A 17850-nucleotide genomic window follows, 5' to 3' on the forward strand; every position below is an offset into this window, starting at 1 on the left:
CGTCTACTGCGGGTCCGTTGCCCGCCTGAAACTGGGGTGCTGAATGACCTATACCGGAACTGCCGACCTCGCCGTTTCCCTCGACGGTGGCGTGTTGTCGGTGACGCTCAACCGACCGGACACGCTGAACTCGCTCACCCAGGAGATGCTCGAGGGCATCGCCGACGCGGTGACCCAGGCAGCGACAGACCCGGCAGTCAAGGTGGTCCGCCTGGGTGGCGCCGGCCGCGGTTTCAGTTCGGGCGCCGGCCTGAGCGCCAGCGACCAGGGGGCCAAAACCCATGACGCCGCAGGGGTTTTGAACGCGGCCAACCGTGCAGTCTCCGCGATCGTCAACCTGCCCAAGCCTGCGATCGCGGTGGTCCACGGTGCGGCGGCCGGTGTCGGGGTGTCCCTGGCACTGGCCTGCGACATCGTGCTGGCGTCGGAGCAGTCCTACCTCCTGCTGGCATTCACCAAGATCGGCCTGATGCCCGACGGCGGTGCGTCGGCACTGGTCGCGGCATCCATCGGCCGGGCCCGGGCCATGCGCATGGCACTGCTGGCCGAGAGGCTGCCGGCCCGCGAGGCCTTCGCGGCCGGACTGGTGAGCTCGGTGCACGCCGCCGACGAACTCGACGCCGAGGTGGACCGCGTGATCGGGATCCTTACCTCTGGCCCGGCCGCAGCCTTGCGCAGGACCAAGCAGGCCATCAATGACGCGACCCTGACCGAGCTGAACAATGCGTTCGCCCGCGAAAGTGCCGGACAGATCCAGCTTTTGAACGCGCATGACCTGCGCGAGGGCATCGCAGCGTTCCAGCAGCGCCGCCCGCCCGTCTTCTCCGACGTCTAGTTCCCCTTTGCGATTTGTGCACGATTTCGGGCGGTGAGCGCCGGAAATCGTGCACAAATCGGTTGACGGGCGCGGGACGATGGTCCCGTGAGTTCCCCGTTCGACGTAGCGACGCCCGAACAGCGGAACGCCGACCGCTGGCGGGTGCTCGCACCCTTACGTTTCCGTGAGTACCGCCTGCTCATCGCAGCGGTGTCGCTGTCGATCTTCGCCGAAGGCATGTGGACGGTCGTGGCAGCGCTGCAGGTTATCGCGCTGGACAACGACCCGACCGCACTCTCGCTGGTGGCGACCTGCATGGGCGCCGGCCTGGTGTGCTTCGTCCTGGTTGGCGGCATCGCGGCCGACCGACTCAACCGGCGCAACATCATCATCGCCGTCGAGGCGGTCAACTTCGTCACGGTGTCGGCAGTCGCTGCCCTTGGTCACATTGGGGCACTTCGTATTTGGCACATGGCGGTGGCCGCGACATGTCTCGGCATCGCGACGGCATTCTTCTTCCCCGCGTACAGCGCATTGCTGCCGCGGTTGTTGCCGGTCGAACAATTGTTGGCCGCCAACGGCATTGAAGGTGTCGTGCGTCCGGTGTTCCAGCAGGCGATCGGTCCCGCCGTCGCCGGTGTACTGGTCGGCCTGACCTTCCCCACAGTCGGCGAGGCAACCGTTGCAACGCTTTTCGCCGTGGGGCTGGTCCTTCTTGTGGCAACCAGGCCCGCGGCCACCAAGACTGACACCGAACCCACTGAGCGCAAGCACGTTCTGCATGACATGCGCGATGGCTTTTCGTTCATGACCCGCACCCCGTGGCTGCTGTGGACGCTGCTGGTCGCCAGTGTTTACGTGCTGGTGGTGCTGGGGCCTATCGAGGTGCTGGTGCCGTTCATCGCCGAAAGGCGCTTCTCCGACGGGCCTCGGGCTTACGGATTCATCATGGCCGGCTTCGGAATCGGCAGCGCCGTTGGCGCACTGTCGGTTTCCTACGCCCAGATGCCACGACGCTATCTGACCGCGATGATGACTATCTGGGGCCTGGGGGCGCTACCGCTGATCGTGGTCGGCAGCACCTCGTCGTTTCCGCTCATGCTGGCCGCCGCGTTCTGCGTCGGTATCGGTGACGGTGCCAGCATGGTGATCTGGGGAACCTTGTTGCAGCGGCGTGTGCCGACCGAGATGTTAGGCCGGGTGGCCAGCCTGGACTTCTTCGTCTCGTTGGTGTTCTTACCGGTGTCCTACGCGATCGTTGGACCGCTGTCGAAAATCGTTCCCATGCAATGGATTTTCCTGGTGTCCGGCCTGGTCCCAGCGGTACTGACTGCGATCGCGTACACCGCGGCCCGGATGCACCGCGACGAACTGGCCCACCCGCTGTGATTTGTGCACGATTTTCCACGCTGAGCGCGGATTTTCGTGCACCAATCGCTACGAACGGTGCAGGGTGAGTAGGTGCTCGTAGACCTGAGCGTTGACCTTGTTGTGGTGGATCTCGTCTTCGGTCAACTCCCGCCGAACCTTGCCCGGGACACCCGCGATCAAAGACCGCGGCGGCACCACAAATCCTTGTGGCACAACGGTTCCCGCCGCCACCAGCGAACCCTCGCCGATCTGGGCACCGTTCAGTACAACTGCGCCCATCCCGATCAAGCAGCCGTCCTCCACGGTACAGCCATGCAGCACGGCGTTGTGTCCGACGGTGACCCCCGCTCCGATCGTGGCCGGAAAGCCAGGGTCGACGTGAATGGTGCAGCCGTCCTGGATGTTGGAGCCCTCACCGATCACGATGGGCTCGAATTCGGCACGCAGCGTGGCGCCGTACCACACACTGGCCCGCGCGGCCAGCGTCACCTGTCCGAGCAGCGCCGCGTTCGGCGCGACCCATGATTCGTCGTGCAATTGGGGCGCGACGCCCTGGATAGGACGGATCAACGGCTCAGACATGCGGGCAATCGTATGGCACACCTTCGGTAGTGCTGCCGGAGCTACCACGGCCCGATGCCCGTGCGCCCGGCTGCACACCCGCCATCCGCGGGGCGACAACGGCCTGGCAATTCAGCTAACGGCGAGGCTCGACGCGGTCGGCGCGCAGCTGCGTTTCCTGGCAACCAAAGACGCAGGTCAGCGCCAACTGAATCGACGCTTCAACCGGCGGTTAGTTTTGCCGTTTACCACGGAAAACCTTTACTATGCGACGGGCGCCGCACCCTGCAGGCATGTACCCCATTGGATCGCGAGCGCCCCATGAGGAAGCTGAGGAGCCGAACTTGAAGACTCGCACCAGCCGTTTTCTTGGTGTAACCGTTGCTATCACCGCGATGACCGCGTCGCTGCCGCTGGCAGTGACTGCATACGCGGATCCGCCACCGCAGCCGCCGCCGACCAACAAGCAGCCCGATCCGCAGGGTCCCGGCTGCGACGCGGTGAAGAAGAGCCTGCCCGACGGTGCGCTGGCCGCGATGCCGAACAAGCCGGTGAGCACTGCCATTGCCAGCATCCCCTCGATCAGCACCTTCAACGCTGCCATCTCGGGTGGTTTCAACCCGGCGGTGAACGTCACCAGCGTTCTGGACAACGGTCCGTACGTGGTGTTCGCACCCAGCAATGCCGCGTTCGACGCCATGGACCCGGCGAAGCTGGCCGCTCTCAAGGCCGATCCGTCGGAGCTGACCAGCTTCGACTACTACCACGTGTTCCTCGGTGTGCTGGGCAATGACACCGTCAAGGGCCAGCGTCCGACCCAGCAGGGCACCCAGATCAAGGTGACCGGCGACGGCGACGGCATCAAGGTCAATGACACCGCCAAGTTGGTGTGCGGCGCGATCGCGGCTAGCAACGCCCGGATCTACATCATCGACACCGTGCTGGACATGTCGCAGGCACCTACCCCGGTGACTCCCACCGCGGCGACGGACGCCTCAGGCGCTACGACGACGTCAGCCGCGACGTCGGCCGCTCCTAGCGCCGCCGAGGCCCCGGCCACACCGGCCACACCGGCCGCACCGGCCACGACGACCGCGCAACACTGATCTGCCGGCGCGGCCCAATCGGTCGCACTGGAGTTGCATTCGGAGCCGACGAAACAGCGCCCCTGCCATTTGGCAGGGGCGCTGTTTCGTGCCGGCAGACAACTACCGGGATGCCAGAGCTTGCCGGGCAACCTGTTCGGCGTCGTAGTTGTTCAGGTCGAGACCGTCGAAGATGGCGACGATCTGTTCGACCTGCGGCCCGGGAGCCAGGTCGCTCGACCGGTACAGCTTGCCTGCCATTCGGGCGCCGTCGCGGACCTGACGGTTCCGACTGATACGCAGTTTGTCGTAGTACCGCAGACGGTCCGGGATGTCCGCGGGCTCGGCGTCCTCCAGCAGCACTGCCAACGTGATCGCATCCTCGACAGCCTGGTTGGCGCCCTGGCCGAGGTGCGGGGTCACTGCGTGCGCGGAATCGCCCAGCAGGGTGATTCGATCGGTCGACCACGAGGACAGTGGTTCGCGATCGTAGATACCCCACCGGAAGGTGTGGTCCATCGCCTCGATCACCTGCTGCACGGGGTCAGCCCAGCCTTGGTAGGCGGCGGCGAGCGTCGCGACATCGCCTGGCGCACTCCAGGATTCCGCGACATCCAGATCAGTGGGGACGAAGGCCACCAGGTTCAGCAAGGCACCGTCCGAGACCGGGAAGCTCAGGAAGCTCTGGCCGGGTCCGACCCACATCGACATCCGGCGCATGTCGTAGATGCCGTCCAGCCGCTCAGTCGGGATCAGCCCGCGGTAGGCCATGATCCCCTCGCTGACCGGTTCGGCCTTCACGCCCACCAGGCCTTGGATCACCGAGTGGATGCCGTCGGCGCCGACCAACAGGTCGGCGCGGGCGTGCGAGCCGTCGGCGAAGTCGATCCGTACGCCGTCGCCGTCCTCGACGGCGCCAACGCAGCCCTTGCCCAGTTGCACGGTGCCGGCCGGCAGCGCGTCGAACAGCAGCTTCTGGAACTGCGCCCGATGCAATGGATACGTGCGCGCGGCCGGGTACGGAGCCCGCCACCCATCCAGCGATTCGCCCTGCCAGGTGTGCATGGTCCAGCCCGAGATCTTTCCGGCGATCGCTGCCAATGAGTCCGTCAGACCGAGCCTGTCGTACACCCGCTCGGCGTTCGCGCCGATGACCACGCCGGCGCCCAATTCCTTTAGCTCGTGCGCCTTCTCGTACACGGTGACGGTGGCACCGTGCTGTTGCAGAGCCATCGCTGCGGTCAGCCCGCCGATACCGGCTCCGGCGACGGCGATGTTCAACCCGGTCATTGTTCTCACCTTCTCCCCGGCCCCGTTTGAGCTGTGACACCAGCCTCGTGCGATGGCCCGGTGCCGACCAGGTCAGGATTTTCCTAGGAGTGCCGCACCCTGCCTCTAGCATTGCGGTGTGTCGGTCAACAGGTTGGGCGAGTTTCTGCGCGCACACCGCGAGGCTGCGCATCCCACCTCCAACCAGCGGCGTCGCCGAACCCCGGGGCTACGCCGGGAGGAGGTCGCCGCACGGGCAGCGATCAGCACCGACTACTACACCAGACTGGAGCAGGGCCGCGAACGCAGTCCGTCAGCACAAGTGCTCGACGCGCTGGCCGACGCGCTGGAGCTGTCGGCTGCCGAGACCGGATATCTGCACAGCTTGATCGCACCGGCCAAGACCGTGCCCGCCGAAGGCCCAACCAACGAGTTCCTGGTGCTGGTCATGCAGTCCTGGTCCTACGGCCCGGCCTACATCGTGAACCACCGAAGCGACGTTCTCGCAGCTAATGTATTGGCCCAGAACATCTTTGAACCATTCGGGATCTCCGACAACATTCTGCGGATGCTCTTCCTGGACCCGGCGTCGCGCCAACGCTGGGTGGACTGGGAGGCATTCGCGACGTTCGTCGTCGGCAGTATCCGCAGGCTCTTCGGCCCCGCATTGGACGCCGACCCGGCCACCGCGGCACTGATCGCCGAAGTCGGGGCGCAAAGTCCGGTGTTTACCCAGATGTGGGAGCGGCAGGCTATGCAGGTACCCGACCGCAAGGCCAAGACGTTTCGCGATGACGACCTGGGCGATCTCAAACTCGACTTCGAGTTGTTGACGGCCGTCGACACCCCGAATCAGATATTGCTGGTGCACCGCACCGCGCAGGTTGGGCGTGTTCCGTGACGCTCAGCGTTACGGAACACGCCCAAATCGCTTAGAGGCCACATCGGCGGTGCCGATTAGAGACCACATCGGCGGTGCCGATTAGAGACCACATCGGCGGTGCCGCTTAGAGGCCACATCGGCGGTGCCGATTAGAGACCCAAGTCGCGGCCGATGATCTCCTTCATGATCTCGGTGGTGCCACCGTAGATGGTCTGGATCCGGACGTCGACGTAGTCCTTGGCCACCCGGTACTCGTTCATGTAGCCGTAGCCACCGTGCAGCTGCAGGCACCGGTCGATGACCTTCTTACCCAGCTCGGTGCACCACCACTTGGCCTTGGAGGCCTCGACGGCGGTCAGCTCGTTGTCGACCACCGCACGCAGGCAGCGGTCGACATACTGCTCGGCGATTTCGAGCTCGGTGTCCATCTCGGCCATCACGAACCGGCTGTTCTGAAAGCTGCCGATCGGCTGACCAAAAGCCTTGCGGTCCTTCACATACTGCAAGGTTTCGTCGAATGTCGCACGGGCACCGGCGATTCCGGCAATAGCGATCGAGAGACGTTCCGAGGGAAGGTTTTCCATCAGATGGTAGAAGCCCTTGCCTTCGCTGCCGAGCAGGTTGCTGCTGGGAACGCGGACGTTCTCGAAGTTCAGCTCGGCCGTGTCAGCGGCGTGCTGCCCCATCTTGTCCAGCTTGCGACCGCGGGTGAAGCCCTCCATGTCGCGCTCGACGACCAGCAAGGAGAAGCCCTTGTGGCCCGCCTCCGGGTCGGTACGTGCGACCACGACCACCAGGTCCGAGTTGATGCCGGCGGAGATGAACGTCTTGGCGCCATTGATGATCCAGTCGTCACCGTCACGCACCGCAGTGGTGCGAATACCCGCCAGGTCGCTGCCCGCGCCCGGCTCGGTCATGGCGATGGCGCCGATCAGCTCGCCACTGGCGAAGCCGGGCATCCAGCGCGCCAATTGCTCCTCGGTGGCCAGGTTCTTGAAGTATGGCCCGACGATGTCGTTCTGCAGCGTCACGCCAGGGCACGCCAAACCGAACTTGGCGAACTCCTCGCCGATCACGGCGTTGAACCGGAAGTCGTCGACCCCGCCGCCGCCGTACTCCTCGGGCATGTTGAAGCCGATCAGCCCGTACTTGCCGGCCGCGGCGTATGCCTCACGGTCGACGATCCGAGCGGCTTCCCACTTCTCGACGTTGGGCAGACATTCCTTCTCCAGGAACTGCCGCGCCGTTTCCCGAAGCTGCTCGTGTTCGGGCTCGAAAACCAGTCTCTTCATTACTATCTCGCCTTCCAGACAGGCTCACGCTTCTGCGCGAAAGCCAGCGGTCCCTCTTGTGCGTCCTCGGTCTTCAGCAAGGTCGAGAATTCGCCGAATGTCTGCTTCCAGAACGGCTCGTCGGCGGCGACCACATTGTCGACCGCTCCGTAGGCAACCCGCTTGCTGGCCTGCACGGCCAGCGGGGCGTTGCCGGTGATCCGTCCAGCAAGAGCCAACGCCGCATCAACGACGGTCCCGTCGGGCACCACCTGGTTGATCAGGCCCCAGCGCAGCGCATCGGATGAGCTCATCGGTTCGCCGGTGAACAGCATCTCCAGCGCCACCTTGCGCGGCAGTTGATCGACGATGCGGAAGACACCGCCGGCACCAGCGATCAAGCCCCGCTTCACCTCTGGCAGACCGAATTTCGCGCGCTCCTCGGCGATCACCAGGTCGCTGGCCAGGGCCAGTTCAGTGCCGCCGCCCAGTGCCGTGCCGTTGACCGCGGCGATGGTCGGCTTGTCGACAAAGTGCCGCACGTATCCGGCGAAACCCCACTCCGGGTGATCGGGGTGAAACAGGTTCTCGCCGCGGGAGATTGCCTTCAGATCTGCGCCCGCGCAGAACGACTTGTCGCCGGAGCCGGTCAGTACGATCGCCCGGATTTCCGGGTCGTCCTGGGCAGCCTGCAGGGCGTCCCCGACGCCAATGCTGACGGCGGCGTTGACGGCGTTGCGGGCCTCCGGCCGGTTGATGGTGATCAACAGGACGTTGCCGCGGCGCTCGGTGAGGGCGCCGATTTCGGTGGTTGCAGAGGTCACAACAGCTCCAGGATGGTCGCGTTGGCCTGGCCGCCGCCCTCGCACATGGTCTGCAGGCCGTAGCGGATTCCGTTGTCCCGCATGTGGTAAAGCAGCGTGGTCATGATGCGGGCACCGGAGCCGCCCAGCGGGTGGCCCAGGGCGATGGCGCCGCCGTTCGGGTTCAGCTTGTTCTCGTCGGCGCCGATCTCCTTGAGCCAGGCCATCGGAACCGGCGCGAACGCCTCGTTGACCTCGAACACACCGATGTCGTCCAGGCTCAGGCCGGACTTGGCCAGCGCCTTGTGGGTGGCCGGGATCGGAGCGGACAGCATCATCACCGGATCAGCACCGGCAAGCACGCCGGTGTGCACGCGGGCAAGAGGATTGAGCCCCAACTCTTTTGCCTTCTCCGCCGACATGAACAGCAGTGCCGCCGAACCATCGGAGATCTGCGAGGAGTTGCCGGCGTGGATCACACCGTCCTCCTTGAAGGCGGGCTTGATGCCGGCCATAGCCTCGATGGAGCCGCCACGGCGGATCCCGCCGTCTTCAGTCACCGCGTTGCCGTCCTGGTCGGTGATCCCCGCGATCTGGTCCTTGAATGCACCCGAATCCTGTGCAGCAGCCGCCTTTTCGTGGGACCGCAGGGAGAACTCGTCGAGTTCGGTGCGGGACAGGTTCCACTTCTCGGCCATCATCTCAGCGCCGACGCCCTGGTTCGGGGTCTGGTCGTAGCGGGCGCGGAACGCCTCCGGGTAGGGGTGCCCACCGTTGGCCAGCGACGATCCCATCGGGGTGCGCGACATCGACTCCACACCACCGGCGACGACGACGTCGTAGTGGCCGGCGACCACACCGGCGGCCGCGAAGTGCACCGACTGCTGGCTGGAACCACACTGGCGGTCCACGGTCACACCCGGGACGGTCTCGGGCCAGCCAGCGGTCAGCACCGCAGTGCGGGCGATATCGAGCGCCTGCTCCCCGGCCTGCATGACACAGCCCCAGATCACGTCTTCGACAAGCGCCGGGTCGACGCCTGCGCGCTGCACCAGCGCGTTGAGTACCTGAGCCGACAACTCCGACGGGTGCACGCCCGAAAGCGCACCGTTGCGTTTGCCGATCGGCGACCTGACCGCCTCGACGATGACAGCTTCAGCCATGGACTTCTCCTTCGACGATGGATTAGGCACAGAGTCGCCTTATCAGTGAACGTAGATCAGTAGGTTTACTAGGTCAACCTACTGGTTGGTAGGGAGTCGGCCGCCGCGCCTTGCACCGAGAACAGCCCCACACATGGTTTACTGAGTTGTATAACAAATGGCCAGCGTATGCGGTCCGAGGAGGGTCCAGATGGCGCAGAGTCCGCCCTTGTCGCCGATGATCGACCCGCACGCCGTGCCCGCGGCCACCGGCGGACCCATCCGTTCACCCAAAACTGCGGAACTGGTGGCCGGCACCTTGCGCCGCATGGTGGTTGACGGCCAACTCAAGGACGGCGACTTCCTGCCGAACGAGGCAGAGTTGATGGCCCACTTCGGCGTCAGCCGGCCGACATTGCGGGAAGCCGTGCGGGTGCTCGAATCCGAACGCCTCGTCGAGGTGCGGCGCGGGTCACGCACCGGCGCCCGGGTGCGCGTGCCCGGTCCGGAGATCGTGGCCCGCCCGGCCGGGCTGCTGCTCGAACTATCCGGCGCAACCATCGCCGACGTGATGACCGCATGGTCGGGTATCGCGCCGATGGCGGTGCGACTGCTAGCCGAGTCGGGCAACACCGAAGCCTTCGACGAGCTCGACGCGATGCTGGCTGAGCACGTCCCGTCCGGGTACGCATCCGGACGGATGGCCGAGACCACAGGCGATTTCCACCGCCGCATGGTCGAGCTGTCCGGGAACGCGACGCTGACCATCATCACGGGCATGCTGCAGGAGATCAGCGTCCGCCACACCGCATTCGCCATGCGGGAGAACCGACCGATGTCCAGGTCGGACTACGACATCGTGATGCGCTCCCACAAGCGGTTGATGGCACTCATCCGATCCGGCAATGGCCCTGCCGCCGAAGCACATTGGCGCAAACACCTCGACGTCGCACATGGCCTGTTGTTCAAAGGCATGGAGAACGTCAAGGTCCGCGACGTAATGCGCTGAGCGACGCGACGTCAGCGTTTCACTGCACGCCGTAGACCGGAAGGTCGTCAGCCCACGGCTGCCGGTTCACCATGTCAGCCACCCGCACATAGCCTCGCTCGAATTCCCCTGTCGCCGCGTCGACCAACCGGTACTGCTGGGTCTGCCGATGGATCGGCTGTGCGTCGAGCATGACGATGCGCACCTCCCCCGGCTCGAAGTGACACCGGGACTGCAGCGCCGCCACCAACTGCTCATTGGACATATGGCCGTCGCCGAAGTTCCAGCCGATGGCTGTAGAGACGATCCGCTCACCGTCGGTCAGGGTGTAGTCATCCTCGTTCTGCCCGGCCATCGCCCGGTGCGCCAGGGTGAACAACGCACGGCCGTGAGTGTTGAACGCGCGGAACGCATATCCCATGTACATCGGAATCTGCGCGGCTTCCTTGCTGCCGTAGAACTTCTCCAGCTGCGCGGCCGGCATGCTCGCAATGGCGACGATGCCCTCTGCGATCTTCGCGTCCGCCGACGGCTTGATGCACCACAGTGAGGTATCCCAGTTGCCCGCGTAGTAACGCATACCGGGCAGGAAGGAAACCTTGCGCGGGAACAGGTTTCCGATCACCACCGTGCCCGCGACAACAGCGAACAGGATCACCGGCCACGGCGAGGTCAGGTCACCCAGACCGACCGACGCGTGTCCGACGAACAGCGCCATCACACAGAACATCATGAAGACGTTCCACTCCAGCGGTACACCCATGGGAATGGACGACAGGATGCCGAAGTGGAAGCACAGCATGACGAACGCGGCGATGTACGTCGGCCAACCACCATGGCTGAAGAACAGGGCCAGTGGCACCAAACCTTCGACCGCCGTGGAGAAGTGAGCCATGAGCCGCGAGGGCCAACCCGGGCGCAGGTCCTCGGGGTACTTTTCGAAGAACGCGCGTTTGATGAACTTGGGCCGCAGCACCGGGTTGTTGCTCATCATGGTCGAGATGACGAACGGGAAGTGCCGGTTGAGCTTTGAGGTGGCCGCGCCTAGCCAGATCACCATGCACACGAGCTTGGCCGCGATGATCAGGTCGACGCCGTAACCGGCGAACAGGAAGGCAACGGTGAACGTTCCGTACACCTCGCCGCGGGCGGCCAGGAAGATCACCTTGTCTCTCAGACCCAGGACCGCAAGCACTCCCAAAATGGCCCAGATCTGCCACATCGGCAGCACCCCGACCTGCGCGCCGGGCAGGACCGGGCCGGTGCCATCAGAAAAGATCGCATTGAGAAGCAGCACCAGCAGCGCGCCGTACAGCAGTACGTCGACCGGTCCGCGGGCATCGCCACGGGTCAGCGGCACCCGGTTGGGCCACGGTGGCAGACGAATGGTCTTCGGCCGCAGCCAGTACAGGATCGAGCCCATCGGCGGGAAGAACCGATTGTTCAGCGGCCCGAACCCGCAGCCGAGACCCACCACCTCGAACAGCATGGTGTAGAGCACGACCTTCTCGAATACGACGGGCTCGGCGTACCAGTGCGCGACATTGGTGAACCCGTCGATTCCCTTGGTGGACAAGGCGATAAGCCAGCCACCCAGGACGTACAGGCCGATCTTGACCACGTAGAACAGGTGCAGCGCCACCGGCGTCCCGAAGCCGACCTCGGCCCAGTGCCGAGCCATCGGAATGATCTTCTCCGCGCGGGTGCCCTTACTCCACTCGTCGAAGTCGATCACCGGAGTGTCCTGCCTGAGAAAGCCCATACCGGTCAGATTAGAACGTGTTCTAACTTCACAGAGCGATTTGAGCGCGGTACGTATCGCTCAGCGAGACGAAACGCGCCCAAATCACGTCAGGACTTGGCGGGCGGGCGGAAGAAGATCAGCAGCTGGCCGATGCCGCCGGCCAGCCCCAGCACCACCGCAATACCCAGCCCGCACCAGCCGTACAAGTAGTGGCTGAAGCTCGAGCAGTGGAACAGCGCGTAGTCCAGGCTGTACCGGCCAGCGCCGGTTCCGGCGATGGCCACCGCCGCGACGGCCAGCACCAGGTTGTACTCCCAGCCCGACTTCACGATGAAGAAGCCGTTGGCCCGGTGCACGGTCCACGCGGCCACCAGCATCAGCGCGACGAAACCGGCCGCCGGGATCGGCGTCAGCAGGCCCAGAGCCAAACCGAGGCCGGCCAGAAGTTCGGTGGATGCGGCCAGGACGGCGTTCAGCTTGCCCGGCTTCATGCCGATGCTGTCGAACCAGCCGGCGGTGCCAGGAATCCGGCCGCCGCCGAAGAACTTGTTGTAGCCGTGCGCAGCCATGGTCAGGCCGAGCACGACGCGGAGCAGCAGAATCGAAAAGTCGAATGCCGAGTGGGCTGCGTGGTAGTGATGCACGCTACGAAATCTAGGCCATGTGTTAAGTCGCTGCCCAGCCCCCGTCCACAGAAAGTATTGCGCCGTGAATGTTGGCGGCGTCGTCGGAGGCCAGGAAGACCACCGCGGACGCGACTTCCTCCGGCGTGCTCATCCGGCGCGACGGGATCCGCGCCAAGACCGGGGCGACATGGTCAGCCGCTTCCAGTGCGCGCTCGGTGGCGATCGGTCCCGGCGCCACCGCATTGACCCGAACTCCCGACGCTCCGTATTCGGCCGCCCACGATTTGGTCAACGAGTGCACGGCGGCCTTGGTCGAGTTGTACAGCGCCGACTGGTCCGCGCCGATGAACCCCGTGATCGATCCGATGTTGACCACCGCGCCACCGCCGCGCGCCGCCATCGCCGGCGCCAAGGCGCCGGTAAGCAGGAACGGCGCCACCACATTGGTGCGATAAGACTCCAGCAGCACCGATTCGGAGATGCCGGCAGACGGTACCGGTGTGGACCACAGGGCGGCGTTGTTGATCAGGATGTCGACCGGCCCGGCGGCCGCGACCAGGTGGGCGACCTCCTGAGCGCCTGCGCCCAGGTCTGCGGCGACGAACTCGGCCACCCCTCCCGTCCCCCGGATGGCCGCGACGACCGCCGCTCCGCGCTCGGCGTCGCGACCGGTGACGATGACGTGGGCGCCCTCCGCGGCCAGCGTGTGTGCGATGGCCACGCCGAGACCTCCGGTGGACCCGGTAATCAGTGCTCTGCGGCCCTGCAGCCGCGTAGTGTTTGGACTCATGAGTCCATATGTAGGCCGATAAAAATGGACCTGCAAGTCCAAAAACTGACGGCCAAAGGCGCCGCCACCCGACTGCGTATCGTCGAAGGCGCGGCGGCCGAGATTCGAGCTCGCGGCGTGACCGCCACCACCCTCGATGACATCCGCGCCGCTACCGGGACTTCGAAAAGCCAACTCTTCCACTATTTCCCGGAAGGCAAGGAGCAACTGCTGCTTGCGGTGGCTGTCCATGAAGCCGACCAGGTTCTTTCCGACCAGCAGCCGTATCTGGGCGCACTGACCTCGTGGGCCGCCTGGCAGCGTTGGCGCGACGCGGTGGTCGAGCGTTACCGCAGGCAGGGCCAGAACTGCCCGATGAGCGTGCTGATGTCCGAGATCGGCCGCACCACCCCGGGTGCTCAGGCGGTCAGTGTCCAACTCATCAACACATGGCGCGCCGAGATCGCAGATGGCATCCGGGACATGCAGCGTCAGGGGAAGATCGCCGACGGCATCGACGCCGACCGCACGGCATCGGCGCTGCTGGCTGGAATCCAGGGCGGCGTGGTCGTGCTGTTATCCACCGGCGATATCAGCTATCTGGAGTCGGCGCTCGATCTCGGCATCGCCGCGCTGCACAACTGATCCACCTCAGTGCGGGTTGTCCAGTTCGGCAGTCAGGCGGGCTACGTACCGATCCAGGTCTGGCACCGCGGATGCCGCGGCGTGCACGCTGATCGTGACGGTGTCGCCAATGCCGTGCACCCCGTGGGTCAGACCCATCATGGGCGAGAGCGCGGGGAACCCGGACGTCACGACCACCGCACAGTCGCCGAAACGAAGATCGGCCGGCCCCCGATTGACGCTGGACACCACGGTGTTCCCACCGACGGTCGTGGACCGCACCGACGGATCGAATTGTGCTGTACCCCAACGGAGCAATGGCGCCGGTGTCGCCGCGAACGCGGCGTCAGAGGCGGCTGTGGCGGGATGCTCGAAGCGCTGACGCCGAGCTGCCAGTTCTGCTGCGATCCGGCCCGCCCGCTCCACGAAGGGCACGTTCGGGTGCAATCCGACGCTGACGTTGCCGAAGTGGTTGTTGGCATGGCGCACGCCGGTTTTTGCCATCGGTACCTCTGCGCCCAGCACGGTCGGACCGTCGAGTTCTACTGCCAGTGCGCCCGACACCGCCGCCAGCACGCCGACGGTCACGCTTGGTCCGGGCAGCTGTGAGCGGCGGCGCACGATGGTGCGAAGTCGGTGCGGTGCATCCGGCCTCGCATTGGTCGGCTGCAGAGGGAAGGAATCGCCTGGCGCAGCAACAACTCCCGACTCGGTATCGCGTACCAGCTGACGGTGGGCCCGACTGGCCCGCAGTGCCAGATACGGCAGCGCCCACCCACCCAATCGGCGGGGAACCACGGCCGGGACCGCCACGTCCCGACCGAGCAGCCGGGCGGCCAGCGCCGACGACCGGATCCCGTCCCCGAGTGCATGCGAAATCTGTACCATCACAACGGTTCCCGGTCTATTCGCACCGGGAATGCCCGATACGCCGGCGAACACATGAACCCGCCACGGCCGCTCACGCGGATCCAACTGCCGGTCACTTAACGCCTGCACCAGGGCCAAACACTCAGCCCAGGCTTCGGCCTGGTGCACCACGAATGCCTCGTCGGCCGGACTGCAGTGCGCCCATGCGGGGTATCGGAGCGCGTCCGACTCGTCGATACGCACCGACAACTCCGGGCAGTCCAGCGCGCGCTGTCGCACTGCAGACAGTGCGTCGCGCACATCGCCCGGCACACCGGAGAACCCGTACAGCAGGAACTGGTCGTTGGGGATCTTCGCCGACATCCAGAAGTTCTGGGCGTCGACCGCTGCCAACCGGGTCACCGCGATACGGCCGTCACACCGTTTCGAATTTGGAGATCAGCCACTTTCCGCCCAACCGCTCCAATGTCACCCGCACGCTGGTGGGGGTGTCGGTGGGCGGTTGATCGCCGACCGTCACGGTCTGGTTGATAAACGCCAGCACCACCGCGTGATTCGCCGAAACAGACACTGCTGCTGCCGCCGGAACGGTCGTCACCGCGGTGATGTGCCGCTGCTCGGCGCCGGGAATGACGGTCTGAGTCAGGTTGGTGTAATCGTCGTGGAACGGCGCGGTCAGCAGCTTGCTCGCCTCGGTGAGCTGCTGACGAACGGTCTCGGGCTGATAGCTCAGGAGCGCAGCGGCACCGTCCTTGGCAACCTTGACCACCTCGTTACGGGTGGCTTCGTCGGCGTGCGTGCGGTTGAGATACCACAGGAACAACGCCGCCGCGACCAGCAGTACCGCAAGGCCCGGCAGGATCCCGAACGCGGTGACCCGCGCCCACTCGATCCCCGACGTTTTCCCTTGGGGGGGTGCAACGGTTTCAACATCGGTTTCGGAGTCGGCTTTGGCCTCGGTCTCCGGTCCGGTCTCCGACTTGGTCGCGGACTCGGACTCAGGCTCGGTCTCACGCTTCCGATGGGACGCTTCGCTTGCCTCCTCGCCAGCCGATTCGGTCAGCTCGACAGCCGTGGACTCATCGGGGGCGGAATCCTCCTCGTGCTTGCTCATTGGACGAACTCCACCTTCGACACCTTCACGCTGTCCCCCGCCTTCTGCATGCCCAGACGGATTCGCCAGGCCCGGTCCGGCTGCGGCGGCCCATTACCGACATCGGTATGCACCGTCACCGCCACCAGCACCGACCCCTCGCTGACTGTTGCCTTTTCCACCCCAGCCTCGGTCACCTTGCCCACCGCGGCTGACTGCATCTGCTTCACCACGTCACTGAATGACGCTGCGCGCCTTTGAAAGTCGTCATAGAACGCGCCGGTTGACGAATCGAGGACCCGCTTGACATCGGCATCGACATGGCGGTAGTCGATCGTGGTGAGGTTCAGCGCCCCCTGTCGGGCGGCATCGAGATAGCTTTGGCGCAGCGTCTCGTCACTTCGCATCTGGTATTCGCGATAGCCGAGCCAACCGACCAGGCCACCCAGCGCCAACACCACAACCAAACCCGCCGCCATCACCGCGAGCACACGCTTGTCGCGGGGCTCCTTTACCGGTGCAGCGGCCGCCTCTGCAGGGCCCTCTGCCTCAATCTCTGCAAGGTCCTCTGCCTCGGTCTCCGCGGTGTCCGCCGCCTCAGTCCCTGCAGTCGCCTCAGCAGCGGCATCGGGCTCGCCGCCGTCGGCCTCGTCGAGGCTGTGCCGCCCGTGCTCCGGTTCGTCAGACATGACTGTTCCTCTCAGCGTCCGCCCAGCACTTATCACACGACCACGTCGCGCCCAGACGGCACGTCGGCAGAGTCTAGAGCCCACTCTGCGGGAATGGATGCCCGCCCCGGGTGCGGTGGAAACTACCTTCTCGCAGATCGGTAACGTGAGGCCAAGGCGACGAGAGGACCCCCGTGAGCGCAGAGTCAAGCACCGCCGCGAGCGCCGAATCGCGCGGCGGTAACCCCGAGACCGTCCAGTTCGGCGGCGTCGACGGCCTGACGCTGGTCGCCGACGAGTGGAACCGTGAGGCCGACACCGGCGACAAGCCCACCATCCTCATGTTGCACGGCGGCGGACAGAACCGGTTCTCATGGAAGAACACGGGCCAAATTCTGGCCGACCACGGGTTTCACGTCATCGCCATAGACAGCCGTGGACACGGGGACAGCGACCGCTCGCCCACCGCGAACTACTCTGTCGAGACGCTGTGCGCCGACATCCTGCAGGTCATCTACCAGATCGGACGGCCGGTCGCGCTCGTCGGCGCGAGCATGGGCGGTCTTACCGGCATGCTGAGCGCCCACGAGGCCGGCCCCGAGCTCGTCACCAAACTGGTGCTGGTCGACGTAGTGCCGCGCTACGAGAAGAGTGGAAGCTCCCGGGTCCGCGACTTCATGATGACCAACGTCAACGGCTTCGCATCCCTCGAGGAGGCCGCCGGCGCCGTCGCGGCGTACCTGCCGCACCGGACCAGGCCGCGCAGCCCCGAGGGCCTGAAGAAGAACCTGCGACTGCGTCCTGAGATCGGTGATGGCCGCTGGTACTGGCACTGGGACCCGGCATTCATGACCGCTCCCGGCGACGACCCGTTCGCTCGCACCGAGCAGTTGGAGCGGGCGGTGATGAGCCTGCAGGTCCCGATCCTGTTGATCCGCGGCAAGTTGTCCGACGTGGTGAGCCCCGAGGGCGTGGCCGACTTCCTGGAGAAGGTGCCGCACGCACAGTTCGTCGAACTGTCCGAGGCAGGGCATACCGCCGCCGGCGACGACAACGACGCCTTCACCGAGGCGGTCGTCCAGTTCATCGATCGGTAGCGTCACCGGATTCGGCGAGCCGCTGATGCAGCCGGGCTCGAATGTCTTCGGCGGTATAGGAATTGCGCTTGCGCTGATCGCGTGCGACCAGCACGCCACCGGCCACCAGCCCGGCGACACCTGCCAGGCCAGCCCACTTCCATAAGCTACGCATGCCCTGATTCTGCCT

General features: G+C 65.4%; 19 protein-coding genes. 7 read left to right on the plus strand and 12 right to left on the minus strand.

Annotation, left to right across the window (positions count from 1 at the left end; translation table 11 throughout):
* The first annotated feature begins 43 nt into the window (after positions 1-43).
* Positions 44-835, plus strand: a complete 792-nt coding sequence (locus tag M2432_RS11315) for an enoyl-CoA hydratase (RefSeq protein ID WP_280826896.1) — start codon at positions 44-46, stop codon at positions 833-835.
* An 87-nt stretch (positions 836-922) separates the two neighbouring features.
* Positions 923-2206, plus strand: coding sequence for a tetracycline efflux MFS transporter Tet(V) (gene tet(V), locus M2432_RS11320; protein WP_280826897.1), 1284 nt, complete (start codon positions 923-925; stop codon positions 2204-2206).
* 48 nt (positions 2207-2254) lie between these two features.
* Here the strand turns inward: tet(V) and M2432_RS11325 are convergent, their stop codons facing one another.
* The gene (locus M2432_RS11325; RefSeq protein WP_280826898.1) at positions 2255-2770 is read right to left on the minus strand and encodes a gamma carbonic anhydrase family protein; all 516 of its coding nucleotides are present in this window, start codon (positions 2768-2770) and stop codon (positions 2255-2257) included.
* A gap of 323 nt (positions 2771-3093) precedes the next feature.
* Between M2432_RS11325 and M2432_RS11330 the strand changes: the two genes are divergently transcribed.
* On the plus strand, positions 3094-3855 hold the full coding sequence (locus tag M2432_RS11330) for a fasciclin domain-containing protein (RefSeq protein WP_280826899.1): 762 nt from the start codon (positions 3094-3096) through the stop codon (positions 3853-3855).
* Between the two features lie 102 nt (positions 3856-3957).
* Here M2432_RS11330 and M2432_RS11335 read toward each other — a convergent pair whose 3' ends face one another.
* Positions 3958-5124, minus strand: a complete 1167-nt coding sequence (locus M2432_RS11335; protein WP_280826900.1) for an FAD-dependent monooxygenase — start codon at positions 5122-5124, stop codon at positions 3958-3960.
* A 118-nt stretch (positions 5125-5242) separates the two neighbouring features.
* Here M2432_RS11335 and M2432_RS11340 point away from each other — a divergent pair, with 118 nt between their 5' ends.
* Complete coding sequence (locus tag M2432_RS11340; RefSeq protein ID WP_280826901.1) at positions 5243-6004, plus strand: helix-turn-helix transcriptional regulator; 762 nt, start codon at positions 5243-5245, stop codon at positions 6002-6004.
* A gap of 131 nt (positions 6005-6135) precedes the next feature.
* Here M2432_RS11340 and M2432_RS11345 read toward each other — a convergent pair whose 3' ends face one another.
* The 3 genes from M2432_RS11345 to M2432_RS11355 are packed head-to-tail and all read right to left on the minus strand — an operon-like array spanning position 6136 to position 9223.
* Positions 6136-7278, minus strand: a complete 1143-nt coding sequence (locus tag M2432_RS11345) for an acyl-CoA dehydrogenase family protein (protein WP_280826902.1) — start codon at positions 7276-7278, stop codon at positions 6136-6138.
* A 2-nt stretch (positions 7279-7280) separates the two neighbouring features.
* Complete coding sequence (locus tag M2432_RS11350) at positions 7281-8081, minus strand: enoyl-CoA hydratase-related protein (protein ID WP_280826903.1); 801 nt, start codon at positions 8079-8081, stop codon at positions 7281-7283.
* The gene (locus M2432_RS11355) at positions 8078-9223 is read right to left on the minus strand and encodes an acetyl-CoA C-acyltransferase (RefSeq protein ID WP_280826904.1); all 1146 of its coding nucleotides are present in this window, start codon (positions 9221-9223) and stop codon (positions 8078-8080) included. Before M2432_RS11355 ends, M2432_RS11350 begins: the two co-directional genes overlap by 4 nt.
* A gap of 190 nt (positions 9224-9413) precedes the next feature.
* On the opposite strand from M2432_RS11355, the gene M2432_RS11360 reads away from it, so the two are divergent.
* Entirely contained in the window at positions 9414-10211 is a 798-nt protein-coding gene (locus tag M2432_RS11360; protein WP_280826905.1) for a GntR family transcriptional regulator, read from the plus strand.
* Between the two features lie 19 nt (positions 10212-10230).
* Here M2432_RS11360 and M2432_RS11365 read toward each other — a convergent pair whose 3' ends face one another.
* The 3 genes from M2432_RS11365 to M2432_RS11375 form a co-directional block, all read right to left on the minus strand.
* Positions 10231-11952, minus strand: a complete 1722-nt coding sequence (locus M2432_RS11365) for a DUF3556 domain-containing protein (protein ID WP_280826906.1) — start codon at positions 11950-11952, stop codon at positions 10231-10233.
* Between the two features lie 89 nt (positions 11953-12041).
* On the minus strand, positions 12042-12578 hold the full coding sequence (locus tag M2432_RS11370; protein ID WP_280826907.1) for a DoxX family protein: 537 nt from the start codon (positions 12576-12578) through the stop codon (positions 12042-12044).
* Between the two features lie 22 nt (positions 12579-12600).
* Positions 12601-13350 (minus strand): SDR family oxidoreductase, encoded by a 750-nt coding sequence (locus M2432_RS11375; RefSeq protein ID WP_280826908.1) that lies wholly within the window; start codon positions 13348-13350, stop codon positions 12601-12603.
* A gap of 24 nt (positions 13351-13374) precedes the next feature.
* Between M2432_RS11375 and M2432_RS11380 the strand changes: the two genes are divergently transcribed.
* Positions 13375-13974 (plus strand): helix-turn-helix domain-containing protein, encoded by a 600-nt coding sequence (locus M2432_RS11380; RefSeq protein ID WP_280826909.1) that lies wholly within the window; start codon positions 13375-13377, stop codon positions 13972-13974.
* A 6-nt stretch (positions 13975-13980) separates the two neighbouring features.
* Here the strand turns inward: M2432_RS11380 and M2432_RS11385 are convergent, their stop codons facing one another.
* The 3 genes from M2432_RS11385 to M2432_RS11395 are packed head-to-tail and all read right to left on the minus strand — an operon-like array spanning position 13981 to position 16605.
* Positions 13981-15231: a WS/DGAT domain-containing protein gene (locus M2432_RS11385; RefSeq protein ID WP_280826947.1), complete on the minus strand. Its 1251-nt coding sequence runs from the start codon at positions 15229-15231 to the stop codon at positions 13981-13983.
* Positions 15232-15238: 7 nt separating this feature from the next.
* Positions 15239-15937, minus strand: a complete 699-nt coding sequence (locus M2432_RS11390; protein WP_280826910.1) for a hypothetical protein — start codon at positions 15935-15937, stop codon at positions 15239-15241.
* Entirely contained in the window at positions 15934-16605 is a 672-nt protein-coding gene (locus tag M2432_RS11395) for an Mce protein (RefSeq protein ID WP_280826911.1), read from the minus strand. The genes M2432_RS11390 and M2432_RS11395 overlap by 4 nt, the downstream gene beginning before the upstream one ends.
* Before the next feature lie 173 nt (positions 16606-16778).
* Between M2432_RS11395 and M2432_RS11400 the strand changes: the two genes are divergently transcribed.
* Positions 16779-17681, plus strand: coding sequence for an alpha/beta hydrolase (locus tag M2432_RS11400; RefSeq protein WP_280826912.1), 903 nt, complete (start codon positions 16779-16781; stop codon positions 17679-17681).
* On the opposite strand, the gene M2432_RS11405 is transcribed toward M2432_RS11400, so the two are convergent.
* Positions 17668-17835, minus strand: a complete 168-nt coding sequence (locus M2432_RS11405; RefSeq protein WP_280826913.1) for a hypothetical protein — start codon at positions 17833-17835, stop codon at positions 17668-17670. The genes M2432_RS11400 and M2432_RS11405 overlap by 14 nt on opposite strands.
* Between the last annotated feature and the right edge of the window lie 15 nt (positions 17836-17850).

It is taken from the genome of Mycobacterium sp. OTB74 (assembly GCF_029892685.1).
In the GTDB taxonomy this organism is placed as follows: domain Bacteria; phylum Actinomycetota; class Actinomycetes; order Mycobacteriales; family Mycobacteriaceae; genus Mycobacterium.

Bases quoted from the DNA above. Each gene is read 5' to 3' on its own strand.
- M2432_RS11315 (WP_280826896.1), top strand. From the start codon at position 44: ATGACCTATACCGGAACTGCCGACCTCGCCGTTTCCCTCGACGGTGGC.
- M2432_RS11325 (WP_280826898.1), bottom strand. From the start codon at position 2,770: ATGTCTGAGCCGTTGATCCGTCCTATCCAGGGCGTCGCGCCCCAATTG.
- M2432_RS11335 (WP_280826900.1), bottom strand. From the start codon at position 5,124: ATGACCGGGTTGAACATCGCCGTCGCCGGAGCCGGTATCGGCGGGCTG.
- M2432_RS11345 (WP_280826902.1), bottom strand. From the start codon at position 7,278: ATGAAGAGACTGGTTTTCGAGCCCGAACACGAGCAGCTTCGGGAAACG.
- M2432_RS11355 (WP_280826904.1), bottom strand. From the start codon at position 9,223: ATGGCTGAAGCTGTCATCGTCGAGGCGGTCAGGTCGCCGATCGGCAAA.
- M2432_RS11360 (WP_280826905.1), top strand. From the start codon at position 9,414: ATGGCGCAGAGTCCGCCCTTGTCGCCGATGATCGACCCGCACGCCGTG.
- M2432_RS11365 (WP_280826906.1), bottom strand. From the start codon at position 11,952: ATGGGCTTTCTCAGGCAGGACACTCCGGTGATCGACTTCGACGAGTGG.
- M2432_RS11375 (WP_280826908.1), bottom strand. From the start codon at position 13,350: ATGAGTCCAAACACTACGCGGCTGCAGGGCCGCAGAGCACTGATTACC.
- M2432_RS11380 (WP_280826909.1), top strand. From the start codon at position 13,375: ATGGACCTGCAAGTCCAAAAACTGACGGCCAAAGGCGCCGCCACCCGA.
- M2432_RS11390 (WP_280826910.1), bottom strand. From the start codon at position 15,937: ATGAGCAAGCACGAGGAGGATTCCGCCCCCGATGAGTCCACGGCTGTC.
- M2432_RS11395 (WP_280826911.1), bottom strand. From the start codon at position 16,605: ATGTCTGACGAACCGGAGCACGGGCGGCACAGCCTCGACGAGGCCGAC.
- M2432_RS11405 (WP_280826913.1), bottom strand. From the start codon at position 17,835: ATGCGTAGCTTATGGAAGTGGGCTGGCCTGGCAGGTGTCGCCGGGCTG.